Here is a 19,565-nt window from a genome sequence, read left to right as displayed (position 1 = left end):
TTGACGAAAGATGCGACAGCTTTTACAAAAAGGATCAGGGTCACGGTTCCGTAAATCATCCAAAAAAGGTCAGGCCAGTTAAAACTTTCCTGTACCGGACTGAGATCTAATGTTTTCAGGGTGGTTTTAGCGGCTGTTTTCACAGGGCTGATCTGCTCCGGAGCTTTTATCGTGACTGAGATGAAAGGAACAGTGTATGAGAAGGCAAGCGACAACAGCAGGTAAAACCTGTTGAACCGGTACATTTTCTCCTTTGCCAGCACCAGATGATACAGTGCAATCAGCAGGGAAGAGCATACGATCATGTTAAGAACGGTTATCATTTATCGTCAATTTGCCGGTCGATAATTTCACGGAGTTCTTTCAGTTGTTTCTGGGACAGTTTTGCATTGGAAGTGAAAAAGGAGGCAAACTGGGTAACAGAGCTATTGAAAAAACGGTCAATCATAGAAGACATTTCTTCCTTAAAATATTCACCCTTTGCTACCTTAGGATAGTATTCACGTGAATTTCCATACAGGGTATAGCCTACCAGGTCTTTGTTCTGCATTCTTTTAAGAAGCGTAGCAATAGTGGTGGTAGCAGGCTTCGGATCCGGATAGGCTTCAAGGATGTCTTTCATGAATACCTTTTCTTTGGCCCAGATAATTTCCATAAGGTTCTTTTCCGAATCGGTAAGTTTTGTTTCTTTCATTTTCTACAATTATGTATTTGTTTCTACAAATGTAGAATAAAAATCCGTATTGGCAAATTTTTATGGCATTATTTTTCCTCTTTACTGTAAACCAAATTATTATGTATATGAAAAAGATTTTTTTATCTGCTTTGCTTTCTTCGGCAGCCATCATGGTTTCGTGCCAGGGAAAGGGAAAACCCAGTGAGCCTTCCGCGCAGGAAGAGAAGCCTAATACCGACTATAAGCCGGCTTTTAAAGGCCAGACAAGAATTGCTCCTGTAAAGACGGCTACCGCTTACAGTGTAGAAATCATCAACAAAAATATCGGGAAACCCTGGGGGATAGTTAACCTGCCGGACGGTAGATTCCTGATTACCGAAAAATCCGGTTTTATCAATCTGGTATCGGCAGACGGAAAAAATGTTTCCGGCATTAAAGGCTTTCCGAAAGTTGATGACAAAGGACAGGGAGGAATGCTGGATGTAGCCCTGGACCCTGATTTTAAGACCAACAGCATGATTTATTTTACTTTTTCCGAACCTTTTGGCGACGGAAACCTGACCTCAGTGGGTAAGGGGAAGCTCTCCCCCGACATGAAGTCGGTTTCTGAGGTGCAGGTTATCTTCCGTGCCACGCCTTCCTATGATGGGGATAAGCATTACGGAAGCAGGCTGGCTTTTGATAAAGACGGCTACCTTTTCGTGAGCACCGGAGAAAGATCTGATAAAGTGACCCGGGTATATGCGCAGAAAACGGATAATTATTTAGGGAAAATTTTAAAAATCACCCGAGACGGGAAGCCTGCCCCGGGAAACCCTTTCATCGGTAAAACCGGTCATAAGCCGGAAATCTACGCCTTCGGGATCAGAAATCCGCAGGGGTTGGCAATGGATGAAAAAGGACAGCTCTGGGATATCGAAATGGGACCGAGGGGCGGTGATGAAATCAACCTGATCCAACCCGGGAAAAACTACGGTTGGGGTGATGTCACCTACGGCATCGAATATTCCGGTGAAAAAATCAATAATGGTACCACTCAAAAAGCAGGAACGGAACAGCCGGTATATTACTGGGATCCGGTGGTATCGCCAAGTGGGGTTACTTTTTATACCGGCAGCATCCCTGAATGGAAAAACAACTTATTTATTGCCTGCCTTAGCGGTAAACACATCAACAGGATCGTGATAAAGGATAATAAGGTAGTTGGGGAAGAACGCCTGCTGCTGGACCAGAATGAAAGGTTCCGCGATGTACTCAACGGTATGGACGGCAATCTTTACGGGATTACCGACAGCGGCAAACTCTACAAAGTTTCTAAAAAGTAATATCCTTTAAAGAATAAAAATAAAAGCGGACACAAAATACATGGGCCCGCTTTTTTTGAGGATTTTTCCAGATCTGACCTGTCTGTTCTTATTAAAAAAACAGATCTCACATGAAAAAACGACCTAAGCTTCTTCCAGCTGAACCGTAAAATGCCTCAACAGGTCCGGCTCCCAGGTAATCCTGTAGCCTTTTGCAATCTCGTCACGCCTTTCATAAACATTGCTGATGGCCGCCGCAATATAATCCATATGGTTGTTGGTGTAAGTCCTTCTCGGGATTGCCAGACGTACCAGCTCCAGTTTCGGATATCGGTTCTGCCGGGTAAGAGGATCGCGGTCTGCAAGCAGGGTTCCGATCTCAACAGTCCTGATGCCGGCTTCCTTGTAAATTTCAAGACCTAACGTCTGGGCAGGGTATTCCGAACGGTCAACTTTTGGCAGAAAGTTCAGCGAATCGATAAACACGGCATGGCCGCCGATCGGTTTCTGAACCGGGATTCCGTATTCAATCAGTTTATTTCCAAGATATTCCACCTGGGAAATACGGCTTTCCAGATAAGCGAATTCAGTGGCTTCGTCAAGTCCTACGGCCAGTGCTGCCATATCCCTTCCGGCCATCCCTCCGTAGGTGATAAAGCCTTCATAGATAATGGTAAAATTGGATGCTTTCCTGAATACCTCTTCACTGTTTAAAGCAATGAAGCCCCCGATGTTCACCAGTCCGTCCTTTTTGGAGCTCATCGTCATTCCGTCTCCGTAAGAGAAAATTTCTTTACAGATGTCCTTGATCGTTCTGTTTTCCTGGCCCGCTTCTCTTTTTTTAATGAAATAGGCATTTTCAGCAAACCTGGCAGAATCAAAAAAGACAGGAACCCCGTATTGGTCGGAAAGTTCTTTAACGGCTTTCATGTTTTCCAGAGACACAGGCTGGCCCCCTGAAGAGTTGCAGGTAATGGTAATCAGGCAGAACGGAATGTTTTCTTTCGGATGGCTTTTGTAAACCTCTTCCAGCTTCTCAAGGTTGATATTTCCTTTGAAAGGATGAAGGTCATTGATATCAAAAGCTTCATCAATCGTACAGTCGATTGCATGGGCCTTTCTGAATTCAATATGTCCCTTAGTCGTGTCGAAATGGGAGTTTCCCGGAACTACGTCGCCTTCCTTTACCAGTACGGAGAAAAGAACGTTTTCAGCAGCTCTTCCCTGATGGGTAGGCAGAAGGTATTTGAACCCCGTGATGTTCTGGACGGTCTGGTGCAGCTGCTCAAAAGAACGGGATCCGGCATAGCTTTCGTCACCGGTCATCAGGGCACCCCACTGCCTGTCGGACATCGCTCCGGTTCCGGAATCGGTCAGCAGGTCAATATAGACCTGGGATGATTTCAGGTTAAACAGGTTATAATTGGCTTCTTTGAGCCATTGCTCTCTTTCTTCTCTGGTTGACTGGCGGATTTCCTCAATCATTTTAATGCGGAATGGTTCCGCGTACGGTAAATTCATGATGATATGGATTAAATTATTTGTAAAGATGGGTGCGGACAGAAGTCCGTATAGGATAAACGTGTCCGGGGCCGTTTTATTTATTTTCATGGACAAAACCCGTGAGAAACCTGTAAAGACAGATATTTCAGCGACTCAATTCTTGCCGGGCAGAATGGAGAATATCCGTTCCGGATAAAAATACGGGTTGATCCGTTTTAATACATAAACGGTTGAGAGACCGGGAATAAAAGGAACTTATTCCGGTGCTTTGAAGATGTTTTCGTCTGAATGGAAGCCGGCTACACCGCCGCTCACAGCAAACTTCATGGCAGAGGCCGCGGTCATTCCCACTACCGGTTTGATGTTTTTTTCTTCCGTAACGATCACCCAGCCTGAAATGGCATAGGAATGAGGCAGGTAAACGGCTACATAGTTATGCTTTTCCACATCGGCCATCTCTTTCTGGGTCAGGAAGCCGATCCTCCATATTTCCGGGTTTTCATTGGTCTTGACCCAAACCGGATCATTGAATTTTTTCTTATCACCGACGAAAGAAGACATCACATCCTTGGTCGGAGTGTAGATATGTTTTACACCCGGCGTCTTTTCCAGCAGGCGGTCCATGGAATCGAAAAAGAATTTTCCGACCACAAATTTGTTTCCCAGGAAGCCCAGGAGAGCGGTAATCAGGATGGTAGAAACAAAAACCAGCCCCGGGATTTCCTTCGCCACGGATGGGATGATATTGTCAATTGACGTTACGACATACCAGATCACGAAAATCGTCAGCCCGATCGGACCGATGATCACGAGTCCCTGAAAGAAATTTTTCAGGAAAAAATTGGCAATATTTTCAAACGTCAGTTTTTTCAAAGTCAGTTTTTTTATCCGTGTATGGTTTCTCCTTTTCCGTACGACTGAATGATCTTTGCTTCGTATTCCAGCCATTCCTCCCAGCGGGCATTTACTTTCTCCGGATTGCCCAGCTGTCTTGCAAAACCGATAAAGGTAGTATAATGATTGGCTTCTGAAATCATCAGCTCTCTGTAAAAGTCCCTCAGTTCTTCATCTTTTATGTTTTCGGTAAGCACTTTGAATCGCTCACAGCTCCGTGCTTCGATCATCGCAGCAAAAAGCATTTTATCAACAATAAGATCGTCCCTGTTTCCGCCTTTCTGGATGAAGTTTACCAGTTCATTTACATAATCATCCTTCCGGGTACGGCCGAAGGTATACCCTCTTTTCCTGATGATCTCGTGAACCTGGCCGAAATGCTCAAGTTCCTCCTGGGCAATGGCCAGGAGTTCCGTTACGATTTCAGGATATTCAGGAAGCATGGTGATCAATCCAATGGCATTGGTAGCCGCTTTCTGCTCGCACCAGGCATGGTCTGTTAAAATTTCTTCAATGTTTCCTTCCGCAATATTCGCCCACCTCGGATCGGTAGGAAGTTTCAACTTGAACATAGTATCAAATTTTCCGTAAAATTAAAATAATTTGCAATACGACAGCAGTTTATTTTTATTAACTTTTTGACGGACTGCAGGAATGTTTCTGCCTTGATTCCGGATCATACTGGTACTTTTTTTGTTATTGTTCTAAAACCAAACAAAAATTTAAATAATGGAAACAACGGCTATTTTAAAAAGTAAACGAAATGCATTGATGACATTTGCATTCTCCCTATTGATGTCTTTTACTGCTTTTGCCCAGGAAACGACATCCGGCGGTGCGGTAACCACAAACAGTACCACCACTACCACGACAGAATGGTATGCTGACCCGATGTATATTGTTGGCGGCGCCATCCTGCTGATCATCATCATTGCTCTGATTGCAAGAAGCGGAAGACGCTCCAATTAGCATTCTTATCTGACGGCTGTTTTCATACGCAGGAACTGCAGCACTTTCCAACCGCTGTCGTCTGCCTTTTTCAGAAATCCTGAAATTAAGAAAGCAAGCCCGATATTGATCGCATATACCAGGATCATCAAGAGCCACCACGGCAGATTTTCCTGAAACTGGACCACGATAAAATACACCAGAGAAGAACTGATCCCTTGGGCAAAATAGAAAAAAATAGCATTTCTGCCGATATGGGTGATGAAGCTTTCTCTGGTTATTTGTAACCGGTTATAACCTGTAAATAAGGTGACCAGAGAGAAGAGTGCCCAGATGATGTAAGGGATTTTAGGCGGAAATTTGTTGCGGTTGATCTTATAAAAAATCTCATTTCCGTAGAACCAGAACATCCATAACAATGCCACAGCTACCAGTCCGTACAGCACCGGAACGATCTTATCCGGAATCTTCCTGCCTTTCATCAGATTGCCTGTAAGAAAAACAGCCATATAAAAAGCCACATAGCCTACCTGCCCTGAAGGATAAATTTCCGGGAAAATATTGAACAATAAAGTCAGAGCAATACAGAGGCCGATGAACCACGGAATATGCCCCGGGAAAAACCTCAGGATGAGAACCCCCAGAACAGTAAGAATAAAGTAGACTTTAAGGTACCAGAAGCTTCCCATCACTACGGGAAAGGTATCGGCATTGGTGTACTGATGAAGGTACCAGTTGCCCAGGTTTTCCCATTGCGGAACCGAAGAGACGCTGGTTGCCGCATATTTCGATCCAAAGGTCGAATAAAAATCCTGCAGCCATTCTGCAGAGAAAAAGGTAAGACCGAAAACTTTAAAGAAATAATCCAGGAAAAAGAGGAGCGTTACAAAAATCATGTAGGTAATCTGCAGCTTCAGTAAACGGTAGAATGTCTTTTCGATATGGGCACCCGAAGTAATTCCGCTCAGCGCGTAAAATAGCGCCACATCGAATACCAGCGAAAATACCCTTACTTCTGCCGGAATATAAAACTGTCCGGACCAGAATGCCGTGTGGATAAAAACAATCGAAAGGGTTGCTGTCCCTTTAGCAAAATCAATGTAGAGATCTCTTTTCATAAACGGGTGGATGAGACATCAAAAATAGATAAACTTTACCATATTACGGAAAACAAAAGGAGGCAAGACCAAGCTTACCTCCCGAAGAATAATATCGAAAATGAATGTTTACTTAAGGTTTTTAAATTCTTCAGCAGAAATTTCCCCGCTCTGGATTTTTCTCAGCTCTTCCATATGCTGCTGCATAAAGGCATCGATTTCAGGATACTGGGTATTCTTTCCCATTTTATAGGTGCCGTTAAGGACGCCCTGGTAATAATAGAAGAAATTATAATCAAAGGCAGAAGCCGTAAGGTCATACTGGCCTAACAGGAATCCCAGACGCACGGCCGATCTCCGCTGGGGAGGCGTTCCGTGGTGCCCCGGACTGTTGGTCTGATAATCCCCGATGCTCTGCGCAAACTCGTAAGCTGCCGCAATCTGGGTGAAGGAAGTCTGGTTATAGCCGTTCGGCCTTCTCAGATAATAGCCTGCAAAACCGTCTGCTTCCAGTTCATTCGGCCTTGCAGTCGATTCGTTCACTGTCGGGAGACCAAAGATGTACTGTAGCTGGTGGCCATACTCGTGAGCCAGAATCATGGCATTTACGATATCCCCACCTTTGTTTTTAGCATCATAATAAATCGCATAGCCATAGTAGATCTTTCCGGTGGAGTAGGAAATGGCATTGTAGGTGGAGTTGTAATTGGACGGATCGTTTACGAATCTCAGGGTAGGATTGCTTCTTCCCCACAGGCTTGCAATTTTGGTCATCTGGGAATTCATAAAGCTGGTGTCAGCGGAATTCTGTAGTGAGGTGGTAAGCACGGCGCTGGAGCTCCAGTTCTGGTCTACATAATAGCATACCTTCTCCAGATCACCCGGCTGTTCCGGTCTCAGGCTTTCGGCCTGCTGTTCCTGCTGCAGGGAAGGTGTTTCCATGGTGTCATCGTTACAGGCGGTCAGTGAGAGAGCAGCAATGGCTCCCGCAAGGAAGGGAAATTTTAAGGTTTTTTTCATATTAAATATATTTGATCTGTGCGAAGTTATTCTTTTTAACGTGAATTTTAATCACTTTATTGTGATAAATTATTCTTTGCATAGTTAAAATTTTATAGAAAAAGATACGGTTGAATTTGAATGGATTAGAAAATAATGCTTATATTTGCACCTCGAAATAACTAAAAATTTATAAACAATGTTTGCAATTGTAGAAATAGCAGGGCTTCAATACAAAGTTGAGCAAGACCAGAAGTTGTTTGTAAACCGTTTAAAAGGAGACAAAGGAGGAAAAGTATCTTTTGATAAGATTCTTCTTACCGTAAACGGTTCAATCACTGTAGGCGCCCCAGCTGTAAGCGGAATCACTGTAGAAGCAGAGATCCTAGACCACGTAAAAGCTGATAAAGTAATCGTTTTCAAAAAGAAAAGAAGAAAAGGTTATCAGGTAAAAAATGGTCACAGACAATCTTTAACTCAGATCCGTATCACTGGAATCACAGGATTTGACGGAGGACAAAAAGCAGAGAAACCTGCTAAGAAAACCACTAAAAAAGCAGACGAATCTGCTGAAGGTGCAGAATAATTGTTAAACCAAAAAACCTTAGAATAAAATGGCACATAAGAAAGGAGTTGGTAGTTCCAAAAACGGTAGAGAATCACATTCCAAGAGATTAGGAGTAAAGATTTTCGGAGGTCAGGAAGCTATTGCCGGAAATATTATTGTTAGACAAAGAGGTACGCAACACCACCCGGGTGCAAACGTGGGTATCGGTAAAGACCACACTTTGTTTGCTCTGATTGATGGTAAAGTAGTTTTCAGAAAGAAAGCAAACAACAGGTCTTTTGTATCTGTAGAAGCAAACGCTTAATCAATTACGCGTTTTATAAAAATCAAAACCTCAGCAATTGCTGAGGTTTTTTTATGCGGTTATTCAAATGAATTTATTTCTTGTTATATTTTTCAATTCAAAGAGAAATATTTATATATTTGGTAAGTGTCAAATACGTAACAGATTATACCATCTGAGCCGGATTGGGCCCATCATCAAATTAAAACAAAGTCATTATGAAAAACCTGAAAAAAATCAGCAGGCAGCAGCTGAAAGAAGTGGCGGGAGGAATCAATCCTTCGGCAGGCTGTCTTCCGTGTGATGTGTATTGTGCAATCCCTGAAGGGCAGAGGCCAACGTGCAATATCGTGTACATTGTTGCCCACTGCAACGGCTGCAAAGACTATCCTTCGGAATCCTGACCAGTAAAAAACTCCTTCTTTATGAAGGAGTTTTGTTATTCTAAAAGTTTACCTGAAATCCGGCTTTGATTCCGAATTTTGAAATATCCGGCCGGTCCAGGTAATTCCCTCTCCAGTTAAAGTCTACCCTGAAAATCCTCAGGTTCCCGAAACCGATGTTTTCGAGGCCTACTCCGTATTCATAATAGATATGTTCACTCGGGGCAGAATACTTGAATCCGGTCACATTGATGGCTTTTGAATCATCACTCAATGTTCCGTAAGCGCTTCTGATAAAAGCAACCTCCCGTAGTTTCAGTTTTTTGATCAGCGGAATGAAAGAAAGGATCTTTCCGTTAAAGTGATGTTCCAGATGAAGGGTGGTATACGTGTCCGCTACAAATTCATAATAGTTAAGCTGTGCAAATGTGTTGGCCGCCAGGCTGTACGACTGGTTACCCGGAATTACATTCTGCAATGCCAGGGGCACGGTATCGAAGTTTTTTCCCGCTTCAAAATTCAGCATCAGCTTGCCCCAGCTCCCGATCAGGATCGGCTTGTAAAACATAAACTGAAGCTTGTTATACGTAAAGTCCGATCCGAAAAGGCCTTCGATCCCACGGGTATATTTCAGGATAATGGTTGGTGCCAGTGTTCCATGCTCGGTCCGGTCAAGGCCGGTCTGTGAAAATTTGGCGCCCGGTCTTGCAATAAGGCTCAGGGCAAGGTGGGAATCATTGGTTGTCTTCCTTACATTGCCGTCTTTGTAATACATCAGGTTGAATCCATCCGGATTGGCTGATTTGATGCTCTGCATCGTACCGTCCAGCCTCAACTGGATATTTTTCCAGGGTTCTATAGAGGTAAAGACATTGGTCTGGTTTACGGAGCTTAAAGAAGCGTTTTCGCCCCTTGCAAAAAGAGTGGAGGAGGCAAATGTCCGGGCCATGATCCCATCGTCGTTGGTAAGCTGTACGCCGAGCTGCAAGATGTCCCTTCTGGTCCCTGCCCCGACGGTAAAGCGGTTTACCCGGTTAAACATAAACCGTCCTTCCGCCCCGTATTTCACCTGGTGGTCTTTGAAGCCGTAAGCCGTATAAAACTGCAGCCTCCAGGGATCATTCCGTGTAAAATATGTTCTCGCACCGATCCTTATCCGGTCTCCTTCCACTTCATTTTTACCGTAAACAGAAAAAATAGAGCCGAGGTCAATGCTTTTGGCTACATTGTAATAGCCGGAACCCAGTGTTTCATATAGTTTTACCAGCCGGTTAAACTTCGGGGTCTGCTGGAGCTTATCCAGCATATCATAGATTCCCTGTTCGCTTTTTGACAGTGAGTCGGGCCGGGCCTGTACCCAATAGGCGTCATCTTTTTCAACAAACTGATCGCTGTATTCTTCTTCGGTCCTTTTAAAGAGTTTATCTTCAAGAGGTTTGTTGAAACCGTAGTCGGAATAGTCCACAGACCGCTTTGCCACGATGCTTTTGGCGCTTTTCTTCTTTGAAAAAGGGGTCATTTCGATTTCCGTAATCACCTTTCTCGGCAGGAATGTGTTTTCATCCGGATTGTCATATTCCAGTTCCGTGGAAATGCCGTTGATGAAGTTCACATTGATTTTCTGGGTTGATTTTAACGTTGCTCCCAGTACGGCATAGCTGTCGGTATCAATATACAGGTATCCCTGGAAGGCAAGGACTTCCGTTCTTTTCGGCAGGTACCGTATTTTAAAAGCGTTTTCACCGCGGATCGAAATCGTGTCGATCAGATTGTAATCGTAAGTGCTGAATCCGGTTTCTCCCACCGGGCTCGGAAATCCGATGTCGAAATAATTCAGGGTATTGTCATAAATATTGATATCACGGTAAAGGTTCTTAGCGGTCAGGGTAATGATCTGGTTGTCCTGGAAGCCTGAGGTTTTCTGGGCTACCAGCAATCTCTTGTTCCTTTTGGATGGCCTGTTTTCCCCATAGTTTTCATAGACGGCTTCATTCAGGAAAAGCGGAAGCCCGATTTTACCGCTGGCAGTAGAATCGGCATAATCGAAAATAAAATCCAGCTTGTTGAAGATTTTCCTCTTCATGAAAGCACTGTCCAGGTTGTTGGCATCAAACTGGATCTTTTCATACTCCTTGAACGTATACGTGTCAAATTTATCAAGACCGTTGTTTCTTTTGCGTTCCCACACTTTCTGCATAATGGCATACGCAGGGTTTTCCTTTTTGTTCTTATATTTAGGCTTTTCGTTATGGATCACCACTTCTTCAATGGAGCTTACTTTTTCCTGTGCAAGCTTAACGAAAATATTGGAAGCATTTTCAGGGCTGATTTCTATGCTCTGCAAGGCATAGTTTTTCCTGAGAAATTTTAATTTATAGATGATGGTATCCGACTGAACAAGGAAATTCCCTGAGGTGGTGGTAAGTGCCGGCTTTTCGTCGTCATTGATGAACAGATCGACTCCCGTGACATCCTTATTGGTTTTTGCATCAACAATCCTTCCGGAAGCTGTATTCTGGCAATAGATACAGTCGAAAAAAAAGAGCAGAAAAAAAAGAGCGTAGTATTTCGGATGGTTAATTGACATTTGTTGTTCCTTCAAGCTATTAGCATAAACAAAAAGTATGCAGTTTTATTGTTACGAGTTAAAATATTCAGCCTGAAAGACGGCTTTCCTATAAACGGCAAAGGTAATGAAATAAGATGATCATCCGTTATCTTTTACGGCCCCTTTCCGTAAAATAAAGGTGTCGGGATTTTTCTGCAAAAGAAGGCGTGTATTTTGCATCAGTGATTCCGGAAGCAGCAGGGACTGCCGATTCAATGACGTTAAATAATAAACCCGATACATTATGAAAATAGAAATCAAAACACCGCTTGAAAAAATTATCCTGGAATTCGAAAGCATAGAATACTTTAAAAAGATCCATTCGGAAATTACGGAAGCCATTACCGATGACGCCAATGTGAAAGGCATGTATTATGAAAAAGACGGCTCCGGAATGATGCTTCCGGCACTGTTGCTGAAAAACAGCATTATTACCATCTATACGGAACCCGATTCCGCTTCCGCATCTCCATTTTATCTTTAAACCAAATAAATACAGAGCCCCGCAGTCCGGGGCTCTTGTTGTATAAAGGCTAAAAAAGGGTATCCGGTGTCTTTTCAGGTTCCAGGTTGGCATATTGCAGATCCGGTGAATACTGAGGGAACTGAAACCTCTCAATCGGCTCCTGCTCCAGGAAAGCACGGCCTGACCTCGCATCGAGGGTAATAATCATCCGGTTGTGGATTTCGGCCTGTACCGGATTCGGTAATGTGGTCACCAGGCCGAAACCCAGGTTGCCGTCTGAATAGATATCAAAATACCCGGCGATATAAAACTGGGCTTTATCTTTCCAGAACATTTCATGCTTTACTTTTACCGGGGTTTTCTTTCCCGGCACAGACACGGTTTTGTGTTCGAAGTAGGAAGATGCGGGAATAAGGCACCTGTTTTTTTCGATTTTACGGTAAAACGTGTGGGTATTTTCAGATTGCAGGTTTTTTCCTTTGGTTGGAGCGTCCGGGTGTTCTTTGACGCCCCAGAATGTATTCATCAGCACAATCCCGTTATGATTGACAATAGCAGGGATTTCAGGTTCCGTTTGCTTGGTGAATGCATTGATGCTGCCTTTCAGTACAAAGTTTTCCTCATCATATCCTTCTGCCCCGAGATCCTCTACTGCTTTCTTTAAACTGACTTTTTTATTATTGAAGTTATAGCACATGCGCAATTTATTACCAATGGTACAAAATATATGCAAACCTGGACTTGATACCTGGATTAAGGGCATAAAAAAAGACCTACATTGCTGTACGTCTTTTTGCTCCTCCTGCTGGGCTCGAACCAGCGACCCTCTGATTAACAGTCAGATGCTCTAACCAACTGAGCTAAGGAGGAATTTTCCTTCATTAGAGTGGTGCAAATATAAAACGATTATCAATACCAAGCAAGTTTTTATTTCATAAATAATTAAAATTTTCCCGTATTGATGCAGGTTGCAGCTCTATTTTATTATTTATCAGGGAATTAAATTAATCAGCGAAAAGAAAATTCAGGGCATAAAAAAAGGCCTACATTGCTGTAAGCCTTCTTGCTCCTCCTGCTGGGCTCGAACCAGCGACCCTCTGATTAACAGTCAGATGCTCTAACCAACTGAGCTAAGGAGGAATGTCCTTCTGTTTTAAGTGGTGCAAATATAGGACGAATATCTGTACTGCGCAACTATTTTTTTTAAATTTTTAAAAAATATTATAATTTCCCGGTAAATACCTTGAAAATATCACTTCCAAAAATGAGGATCATGAGTCCTAATAGGAATACTACCCCAATCATCTGGGCATTTTCCAAAACTTTTTGCGGAACCGGTTTCCCTACAATCATTTCGTACAACGTGAAAATAACGTGGCCTCCGTCCAGTCCGGGAATCGGGATCAGGTTCAGGAAAGCAAGCCATACGGAAAACATCGCGGTAAAACTCCAGAAAGCAGTCCAGTTGATGGAAATGTCGCCGTCTGAACTTTTGTCAATCGGCATATTCTTAATGATGGCGATAGGGCCGCCTACGTTTTTATAACCCTGGATTTTGGAGTTGAACATGATCTTGAATTGTTTCACCTGCATGGTCAATGCCTCAATGGTGCGCACAAAACCTCTTGGGATGGCTTCTCCGAAAGAATATTTTTTATCCGTAATCACGTTATTCACGCCAGCCTGGTCTACAGCAACGCCCAGTTTCCCGTTTTTGTCTACTGCAGCAGACAGGGTTTCCTGCTTTCCGTTTCTAAGCACTTCGATTGCTACGTTTTTACCTTTGTTTTCAGTAAGCACCGTCCCGACTTCATCAAAAAAAGGAGTCGCTTTACCGTTTACGGAAACAATACGGTCGCCTTTCAGCAGTCCCGAAGCCTTTGCAGACGGCGTTACCAGGGAATCTACGGTCATTGGGAATCTCGGTGCAATGTACATTTTGGCTTCCCTCTGTTTCAGTACTTCTGCCACGCCTTCTTTATTGATCGGGAACGTAATTTCCTTTCCGTTTCTCAATACGGTAGCATTGTCGCCCAGTAAGATATTGATAGAAGCATTATCCAGCCGTTCAGCAGGCTTTCCGTCGATGCTGATGATCTTATCACCGTTTTCAAAGCCCATCTTTCTTCCTGCTTCCGTAACGCCGATCCCATTGCTGAATTTATTAAGGTCTGCATATACTTCTCCGTTGAACAAGGAAAGGCAGGTGTAAATAAACCAGGCCAGGAAAAAGTTTACCGTAACACCTCCCAGCATGATAATCAGCCTCTGCCAGGCCGGTTTTGCCCTGAATTCCCATGGCTGTGCAGGCTGCTTCAATTGTTCCGTATCCATGCTCTCATCCACCATTCCGGCGATTTTTACATAGCCTCCGAAAGGAAGCCAGCCGATTCCATACTCGGTTTCACCTACTTTTTTCTTTACCAGTGAAAACCAGGGATCGAAGAACAGATAGAATTTTTCAACTTTGGTCTTGAACCATTTGGCGGGTAAGAAATGCCCGAGTTCGTGAAGGATGACCAGGATAGAAATGCTCAATATAAATTGAAACAGTTTGATTGCTATTTCCATTAATGCTTTTTATGTTTAATTTGCAAAGGTAACAATTATCAAAAGGATGCCAAATAAAAAGCTTCCCGTTTCAGGAAGCTTTGTCATATAAATACAAGATTTTCTACAGATTAATGGACACGCCCAGGCTGCCATTGTTTCCGACTTCTGCAAAAACCCCGATTCTCTCCGTAAAAAAGTACCGTGCACCAATGTGGGCTCCGATCCCGAAATCACGTCCCACGACACCCAGGTCTACACCCGGGTAAATATCCAGTTTTTCAGGAAGATCGAGGGCATCTTTCAGGTGGAAATTCAGCCGTCCGAAAACAAATGCCCTGTTGTCATCATCGTTATCCCGGTAATTGTCAAAATAAACATTCAGTCCGGCACCTACGGAGATCAGCCTGTTCAAACCGTAGTCATAGGTTCCGGCAATGCCTGTTCCGTAACCCCAGACACTGAATCCTGCATTGATCTTCTGGTCCCCTTTTCCTGTCCAGGCCTGTGCCTGCGCTGCCGTTCCGGCCATCATCAGCAAAGCTGTAAACATCAGTTTCTTCATAAATTATATTTTTCAGATAAAAACGTAACAAATATCCGCATCAAAAATAAAACCGCATCAGAAATAAAACCGTATTTTTATTAAACTTTAATACCTTCTATGAAAATTACGGGACTGAATCTGGATATTGTCTGGAAAAACAAAGAAAAAAACTTTGAAATCATTGAGTTCGAACTGCATGATCAGGAGGCAGACCTTTTCCTGTTACCGGAAATGTTTTCCACGGGTTTCTGCATGGATGCTGCTGAAGTTTCCGACCGTCATCAGGAGTCCCTGGAATTCCTGAAAAAAATGGCGCGTAAGAAAAATTCCGCATTCTGCGGCAGTGCTCCGGTGGAAGAAGAGGGGAATTTCTATAACCGGATGTATTTTGTACAGCCGGATGGCAGGGTTGATTTTTATGATAAAAGGCACCTGTTTTCATTTTCAGGTGAAGACGAAGTGTATACCCGTGGCCGGGAGCGCTCCATTGTGTCATATAAAGGATTCAGAATTCTGCTTCAGGTATGCTATGATCTCCGGTTTCCTGTTTTTTCCAGAAACAACGATGACTACGATGCGATGCTGTATGTGGCGAACTGGCCGGAAAAAAGAGTCGGGGCCTGGGAACACCTGCTGAAGGCACGGGCTATTGAGAATCTTTCTTATGTATTCGGGCTGAACAGGATCGGTACCGATGGGAATGACCTGGTGTACCGGGAAAGCTCCCATTGCTTTTCCCCTGACGGAACTGAAATTGCCCGGAAAACCGGGAACCTTGTCAGTGCTGAGCTAAGCCTTTCAGAACTGAACGATTTCAGGAACCATTTCAGCTTCCTCAATGATCGTGATGTCTTTTCAGTTCAAATGTAAAATAAGGATACGTTTTGACTGGGATATTTGATCTGAAGCAGAATGAATTCACAGTGGTAGCGTCAGATCGTTAAACCCTTTTTCAGGATCTTATATAACAGAGAAGCAGGCGAAGGCCTGCTTCTTTAAAATATCTCTGCATCCATATGACTTACCGGTACTGCTGAAGAAGCTGCGTAAGGGTATTCACATCGTGAACGCCGCTTTCCTTCCAGAGCATTTCCCCGTTTTTGAAAATCGCCAGGGTAGGTACTCCGCGAACGCCATATTGGGCGGCCAAAGCCGGATACTGGTCGACATCTACTTTAATGATCCGGGCTCCTTCGCCTACATTTTCCTTTACCGTATTCAGTACGGAAGACTGTACTTTGCAGGGCTGGCACCACGTGGCGAAAAAATCAATAAGTACGGGTCTTTCCGAGTCGATGATTTCCTGAAATTTCTGTGACATAGGGTTGGGTTTTTAATTGATTTTCCGGACGGACCGTTCTTAAGAAGCTTTTCGTCCGGAAAGGGGATTTTATTTCTTATTCCGTTTTCGACTGACAGATAAAGTCCGAAGTCGGGAATTTTTTCGTTTTTTTGATTCCGTTAAAGCCGCCTTCGATTTCGGTAAAGTTCCTGATTCCGTGTGAATTGAGGATGCTGGCGGCAATCATGCTTCTGTACCCTCCGGCGCAGTGAAGAAAGAAATGTTCGGAATCGTCAATGGTTTTTACCCATTCGCTGATGGTGTCCAGGGGCCTGCTGTAAGCATGGTTGATATGTTCAGCCGAGTATTCCGTGATCTTGCGGACATCAATTACTTTTGACTGTTCCGTAAACACGGCGGCAAATTCTTCCGGTGTGATTCTTCTGACTTCATCGGTTTCCTTGTCTTTGATTTTCCAGGCCTCGAATCCACCTTCCAGATAGCCCAGTACGTTATCAAATCCAACCCTGCTGAGCCGTGTAATGGCCTCTTCTTCCATCCCTTTATCCACGATCAGTAACAGCGGATGCTTTACGTCTACAATCAGTGTCCCTACCCAGGGAGCAAAGTCCCCTTTCAGGCCAATGTTAATAGAATTCGGAATAAATCCCTTACAGAATTCAGCTGCGCTGCGGGTATCCAGGATCAGGGCACCGGTCTCTTCTGCGTAAGATTCGAAACTTTCCACCGGAACGGGGGTAAGGCCTTTGTTCATCACACTGTCAAGGCTTTCGTAACCTCCTTTGTTAAGGACCACATTCATACCGAAATATTTAGGCGGGGCCGTCAGCCCGTCCAGTACTTCGCGGATGAAAGAGGCTTTATCCGGCTGGTTGAGGGCATAGTTTGTCTTTTTCTGGTTTCCCAGGATATCCACCGTTTCTTTCTGCATATTCTTTCCACAGGCCGAGCCTGCGCCGTGAGCAGGATAAACGGTAATGCTGTCTTCAAGAGGCATGATTTTCGTCTGCAGGCTGTCATACAGGATCCCTGCCAGGTCTTCCTGGGTAAGATTGGTGGCTTTCTGGGCAAGATCCGGTCTTCCTACATCTCCCAGAAATAAAGTGTCTCCGGTAAAGATGGCTGTTTCGGTGCCTTGCTCATCGATCAGGAGATAAGTCGTGCTTTCCATGGTGTGTCCGGGCGTATGCAGGGCTTTTATCCTTGCCTGGCCGATTTCAAATACCTGTCCGTCTTCTGCAATGATCGCTTCAAACTCCGGTTGTGCTGTCGGGCCGTATACGATAGGAGCCCCGGTTTTATTGCTGAGGTCCAGGTGTCCCGAAACGAAATCTGCATGGAAGTGGGTTTCAAAAATATATTTTAACCGGACCCCGTCTTTTTCCAGCCGATCCAGATAAGGCTTTATTTCCCTCAACGGATCAATGATTGCAGCTTCATTTCCGGATACAATATAATAGGCACCCTGAGCAAGACATCCGGTATATATTTGTTCGACTTTCATTGTATGATGTAATCGTTTTAATGTTTTAATACTTACAAAAATCGGTTTTTATTTTTTAAAACCCATTAAAATTAAAAAATCTATATTGATAGAGATTGTCTATAAAGTTTTTATTCATCCTTATTCGTTCCGTTAACTTTCTGAATGTCAGAACAGGGCGAAGATACTGTTATTTACCGTCTGTTGTATCTGAAATAAATCATAAGGAAAGGCAATTGCCCTTCAGTCTCCAAAAAATCTTTATATTTATCATTTAAAAGACTGAGATGGCAGGCAGAACACAATTTATTGAAGCACTGAATTCACGTTATATCCCAAAAGGCGACCATATTATCTTGGGTAAGGCGATGCTGGACGGAGAAGTGGTACCGGAAGTAAATGTATCGATTCCTTTAAAAACCGTAAACCGCCACGGGCTGATTGCCGGAGCTACCGGAACCGGAAAGACCAAAACCCTGCAGGTATTTGCAGAACAGCTTTCCCATGCGGGAGTTCCGTCCCTGGTGCTTGACATTAAAGGTGATTTTTCCGGAATTGCTGAAGCCGGCACAAAGAATCCGGTGATTGAGGAAAGGTATGCGAAAACTCAGCTTCCTTATCAGCCTCAGGCATTTCCCGTGGAGCTGATGACCATCTCGGGAGAAAAAGGCGTAAAACTGCGCGCTACTGTGACGGAATTCGGGCCGGTGCTGCTGAGCAAGATCCTGCAGCTGAACGAGACCCAGCAGAGCATTATGGCCATTGTCTTCAAATATTGTGATGACAAGGGGCTTCCGCTTACGGATCTGAAAGACCTGAAAAAAGTCCTGCAATATGTTACGGAAAATCCACAGGGAAAAGCTGAGCTGTCTACCGATTACGGATCTGTAGCTTCCTCCTCGCTGGGAGCGATTCTGAGATCCATTGTGGCGCTGGAACAGCAGGGCGCTTCTGAATTTTTCGGAGAGCTGAGCTTTGATGTCCATGACCTGCTGCAGACCCGGGACGGAAAAGGCGTCGTGAATATCCTGAGGGTGGCCGATATCCAGAGCAGGCCGCAATTGTTTTCCACCTTTATGCTTTCGCTTTTTGCGGAAATCTATATGGCATTTCCGGAAGAGGGCGACAGCGGAAAGCCGAAGCTGGTGCTTTTTATCGATGAAGCGCATCTTATTTTTGATGAATCCTCCAAGGCGTTGGTTTCCCAGATCGAGACCATGGTTAAGCTGATCCGTTCTAAAGGAGTAGGAATTTATTTCATTACCCAGATTCCGGGGGATGTCCCCGAAGCGGTGCTGTCCCAGCTCGGCCTGAAAATACAGCATGCCCTGAGGGGATTTACGGCAAAAGACAAGAAAGAGATTTCCAAAGCAGTGGAAAATTATCCGTCCACCACATTTTATGAAGCTTCCTCGCTGATCCAGAACCTGGGAATCGGAGAGGCGTTGGTGACGGCGCTGGATGAAAAAGGCATCCCGACACCGTTGGTACATACCTATCTAATTTCCCCGGAATCCAGGATGGATGTACTAAGCGATGCCGAAGTTGACGGGCTTACCCGCCGGTCCGGCCTGGTTGCCAAATATGAAAATCCGGTTGACCGCGAATCGGCCTATGAAATCCTGGCAAAAAGAATGGAATCGGCAGTACGAGAGATGCCGGATAAAAAATCAAAGCCTGTAAAAGAAGATCCGGGTATGTTTGAACAGATCCTTCAAAGCAAAGCGGGACGTACTTTTACCAGTACCCTGATGAGGGAAGGAGCAAAGGCTATACTGGGGATGCTGGGACTGGGAGGAAGAAGGAGGTAATGCGGCCGATACAGAGGATCATGATCTAAAAGGACAAGTAAAAGCAGCATTATACTTTACTGCAATGGAGTTCTCATCCTGGTGACGGATATTATTCATAGGAATTTCGGTTCTTTTGATGTAATTTTTGTTATTTTAGCGG

At 44.1% G+C, this 19,565-nt stretch carries 20 protein-coding genes, 2 tRNA genes and 1 pseudogene; 8 read left to right on the top strand and 15 right to left on the bottom strand.

Annotated elements, in window-relative coordinates; translation table 11 throughout:
• Both QZ735_RS14340 and QZ735_RS14335 read right to left on the bottom strand, forming a co-directional pair.
• Positions 1-323, bottom strand: a pseudogene (locus QZ735_RS14340) (hypothetical protein); the annotation flags it as partial.
• The gene (locus tag QZ735_RS14335) at positions 320-694 is read right to left on the bottom strand and encodes a BlaI/MecI/CopY family transcriptional regulator (protein ID WP_294249680.1); all 375 of its coding nucleotides are present in this window, start codon (positions 692-694) and stop codon (positions 320-322) included. The gene QZ735_RS14335 and the pseudogene QZ735_RS14340, both read right to left, overlap by 4 nt.
• A gap of 107 nt (positions 695-801) precedes the next feature.
• On the opposite strand from QZ735_RS14335, the gene QZ735_RS14330 reads away from it, so the two are divergent.
• A complete protein-coding gene (locus QZ735_RS14330) occupies positions 802-2,001 on the top strand; it encodes a PQQ-dependent sugar dehydrogenase (RefSeq protein WP_294249678.1) in 1,200 nt (399 codons plus the stop codon).
• A gap of 123 nt (positions 2,002-2,124) precedes the next feature.
• On the opposite strand, the gene QZ735_RS14325 is transcribed toward QZ735_RS14330, so the two are convergent.
• The 3 genes from QZ735_RS14325 to QZ735_RS14315 form a co-directional block, all read right to left on the bottom strand.
• The gene (locus QZ735_RS14325; protein WP_294249676.1) at positions 2,125-3,501 is read right to left on the bottom strand and encodes a tryptophanase; all 1,377 of its coding nucleotides are present in this window, start codon (positions 3,499-3,501) and stop codon (positions 2,125-2,127) included.
• Between the two features lie 237 nt (positions 3,502-3,738).
• Entirely contained in the window at positions 3,739-4,356 is a 618-nt protein-coding gene (locus QZ735_RS14320; protein WP_294249674.1) for a DUF502 domain-containing protein, read from the bottom strand.
• Between the two features lie 11 nt (positions 4,357-4,367).
• Positions 4,368-4,949 (bottom strand): tRNA-(ms[2]io[6]A)-hydroxylase, encoded by a 582-nt coding sequence (locus QZ735_RS14315; protein ID WP_294249672.1) that lies wholly within the window; start codon positions 4,947-4,949, stop codon positions 4,368-4,370.
• A 157-nt stretch (positions 4,950-5,106) separates the two neighbouring features.
• Here QZ735_RS14315 and QZ735_RS14310 point away from each other — a divergent pair, with 157 nt between their 5' ends.
• Positions 5,107-5,346: a hypothetical protein gene (locus tag QZ735_RS14310; protein WP_294249670.1), complete on the top strand. Its 240-nt coding sequence runs from the start codon at positions 5,107-5,109 to the stop codon at positions 5,344-5,346.
• 5 nt (positions 5,347-5,351) lie between these two features.
• Here the strand turns inward: QZ735_RS14310 and QZ735_RS14305 are convergent, their stop codons facing one another.
• Together QZ735_RS14305 and QZ735_RS14300 are read right to left on the bottom strand one after the other, a co-directional pair.
• Positions 5,352-6,443 carry an acyltransferase family protein gene (locus QZ735_RS14305; protein WP_294249668.1) on the bottom strand — a complete coding sequence of 364 codons (1,092 nt, stop codon included), beginning with the start codon at positions 6,441-6,443 and terminating at the stop codon, positions 5,352-5,354.
• Positions 6,444-6,551: 108 nt separating this feature from the next.
• Positions 6,552-7,442, bottom strand: a complete 891-nt coding sequence (locus tag QZ735_RS14300; RefSeq protein ID WP_294249666.1) for a metalloprotease — start codon at positions 7,440-7,442, stop codon at positions 6,552-6,554.
• Between the two features lie 178 nt (positions 7,443-7,620).
• Here QZ735_RS14300 and rplU point away from each other — a divergent pair, with 178 nt between their 5' ends.
• The 3 genes from rplU to QZ735_RS14285 all read left to right on the top strand — a co-directional run bounded on the left by rplU (position 7,621) and on the right by QZ735_RS14285 (position 8,676).
• On the top strand, positions 7,621-8,007 hold the full coding sequence (gene rplU, locus QZ735_RS14295; RefSeq protein ID WP_294249664.1) for a 50S ribosomal protein L21: 387 nt from the start codon (positions 7,621-7,623) through the stop codon (positions 8,005-8,007).
• Positions 8,008-8,035: 28 nt separating this feature from the next.
• Positions 8,036-8,293, top strand: coding sequence for a 50S ribosomal protein L27 (rpmA, locus tag QZ735_RS14290; RefSeq protein ID WP_027387413.1), 258 nt, complete (start codon positions 8,036-8,038; stop codon positions 8,291-8,293).
• A 197-nt stretch (positions 8,294-8,490) separates the two neighbouring features.
• Entirely contained in the window at positions 8,491-8,676 is a 186-nt protein-coding gene (locus QZ735_RS14285; RefSeq protein ID WP_294249662.1) for a hypothetical protein, read from the top strand.
• Between the two features lie 40 nt (positions 8,677-8,716).
• Here QZ735_RS14285 and QZ735_RS14280 read toward each other — a convergent pair whose 3' ends face one another.
• Complete coding sequence (locus tag QZ735_RS14280; protein ID WP_294249660.1) at positions 8,717-11,242, bottom strand: DUF5686 family protein; 2,526 nt, start codon at positions 11,240-11,242, stop codon at positions 8,717-8,719.
• A gap of 265 nt (positions 11,243-11,507) precedes the next feature.
• Here QZ735_RS14280 and QZ735_RS14275 point away from each other — a divergent pair, with 265 nt between their 5' ends.
• Positions 11,508-11,747 carry a hypothetical protein gene (locus QZ735_RS14275; protein ID WP_294249658.1) on the top strand — a complete coding sequence of 80 codons (240 nt, stop codon included), beginning with the start codon at positions 11,508-11,510 and terminating at the stop codon, positions 11,745-11,747.
• A gap of 49 nt (positions 11,748-11,796) precedes the next feature.
• Here QZ735_RS14275 and QZ735_RS14270 read toward each other — a convergent pair whose 3' ends face one another.
• The 5 genes from QZ735_RS14270 to QZ735_RS14250 all read right to left on the bottom strand — a co-directional run bounded on the left by QZ735_RS14270 (position 11,797) and on the right by QZ735_RS14250 (position 14,844).
• Positions 11,797-12,426, bottom strand: coding sequence for an SOS response-associated peptidase family protein (locus QZ735_RS14270; RefSeq protein WP_294249656.1), 630 nt, complete (start codon positions 12,424-12,426; stop codon positions 11,797-11,799).
• A gap of 99 nt (positions 12,427-12,525) precedes the next feature.
• Positions 12,526-12,599: transfer RNA gene (locus QZ735_RS14265), tRNA-Asn, on the bottom strand.
• A gap of 196 nt (positions 12,600-12,795) precedes the next feature.
• Positions 12,796-12,869: transfer RNA gene (locus tag QZ735_RS14260), tRNA-Asn, on the bottom strand.
• A gap of 81 nt (positions 12,870-12,950) precedes the next feature.
• A complete protein-coding gene (gene rseP / locus QZ735_RS14255) occupies positions 12,951-14,300 on the bottom strand; it encodes an RIP metalloprotease RseP (protein WP_294249654.1) in 1,350 nt (449 codons plus the stop codon).
• 103 nt (positions 14,301-14,403) lie between these two features.
• On the bottom strand, positions 14,404-14,844 hold the full coding sequence (locus QZ735_RS14250) for a DUF6646 family protein (protein ID WP_294249652.1): 441 nt from the start codon (positions 14,842-14,844) through the stop codon (positions 14,404-14,406).
• A 99-nt stretch (positions 14,845-14,943) separates the two neighbouring features.
• On the opposite strand from QZ735_RS14250, the gene QZ735_RS14245 reads away from it, so the two are divergent.
• Positions 14,944-15,696, top strand: a complete 753-nt coding sequence (locus tag QZ735_RS14245) for an amidohydrolase (protein WP_294249651.1) — start codon at positions 14,944-14,946, stop codon at positions 15,694-15,696.
• 151 nt (positions 15,697-15,847) lie between these two features.
• On the opposite strand, the gene QZ735_RS14240 is transcribed toward QZ735_RS14245, so the two are convergent.
• Both QZ735_RS14240 and QZ735_RS14235 read right to left on the bottom strand, forming a co-directional pair.
• Positions 15,848-16,147 carry a co-chaperone YbbN gene (locus QZ735_RS14240; RefSeq protein ID WP_294249650.1) on the bottom strand — a complete coding sequence of 100 codons (300 nt, stop codon included), beginning with the start codon at positions 16,145-16,147 and terminating at the stop codon, positions 15,848-15,850.
• A 76-nt stretch (positions 16,148-16,223) separates the two neighbouring features.
• Positions 16,224-17,633 carry an MBL fold metallo-hydrolase gene (locus QZ735_RS14235; RefSeq protein WP_294249649.1) on the bottom strand — a complete coding sequence of 470 codons (1,410 nt, stop codon included), beginning with the start codon at positions 17,631-17,633 and terminating at the stop codon, positions 16,224-16,226.
• A 266-nt stretch (positions 17,634-17,899) separates the two neighbouring features.
• Here QZ735_RS14235 and QZ735_RS14230 point away from each other — a divergent pair, with 266 nt between their 5' ends.
• Positions 17,900-19,423: a helicase HerA-like domain-containing protein gene (locus QZ735_RS14230; protein WP_294249647.1), complete on the top strand. Its 1,524-nt coding sequence runs from the start codon at positions 17,900-17,902 to the stop codon at positions 19,421-19,423.
• The last annotated feature ends 142 nt before the right edge of the window (positions 19,424-19,565 follow it).

It is taken from the genome of uncultured Chryseobacterium sp. (assembly GCF_913776365.1).
Classification (GTDB): Bacteria; Bacteroidota; Bacteroidia; order Flavobacteriales; family Weeksellaceae; genus Chryseobacterium.
This window is presented reverse-complemented; position numbering and strand designations above follow the sequence as displayed.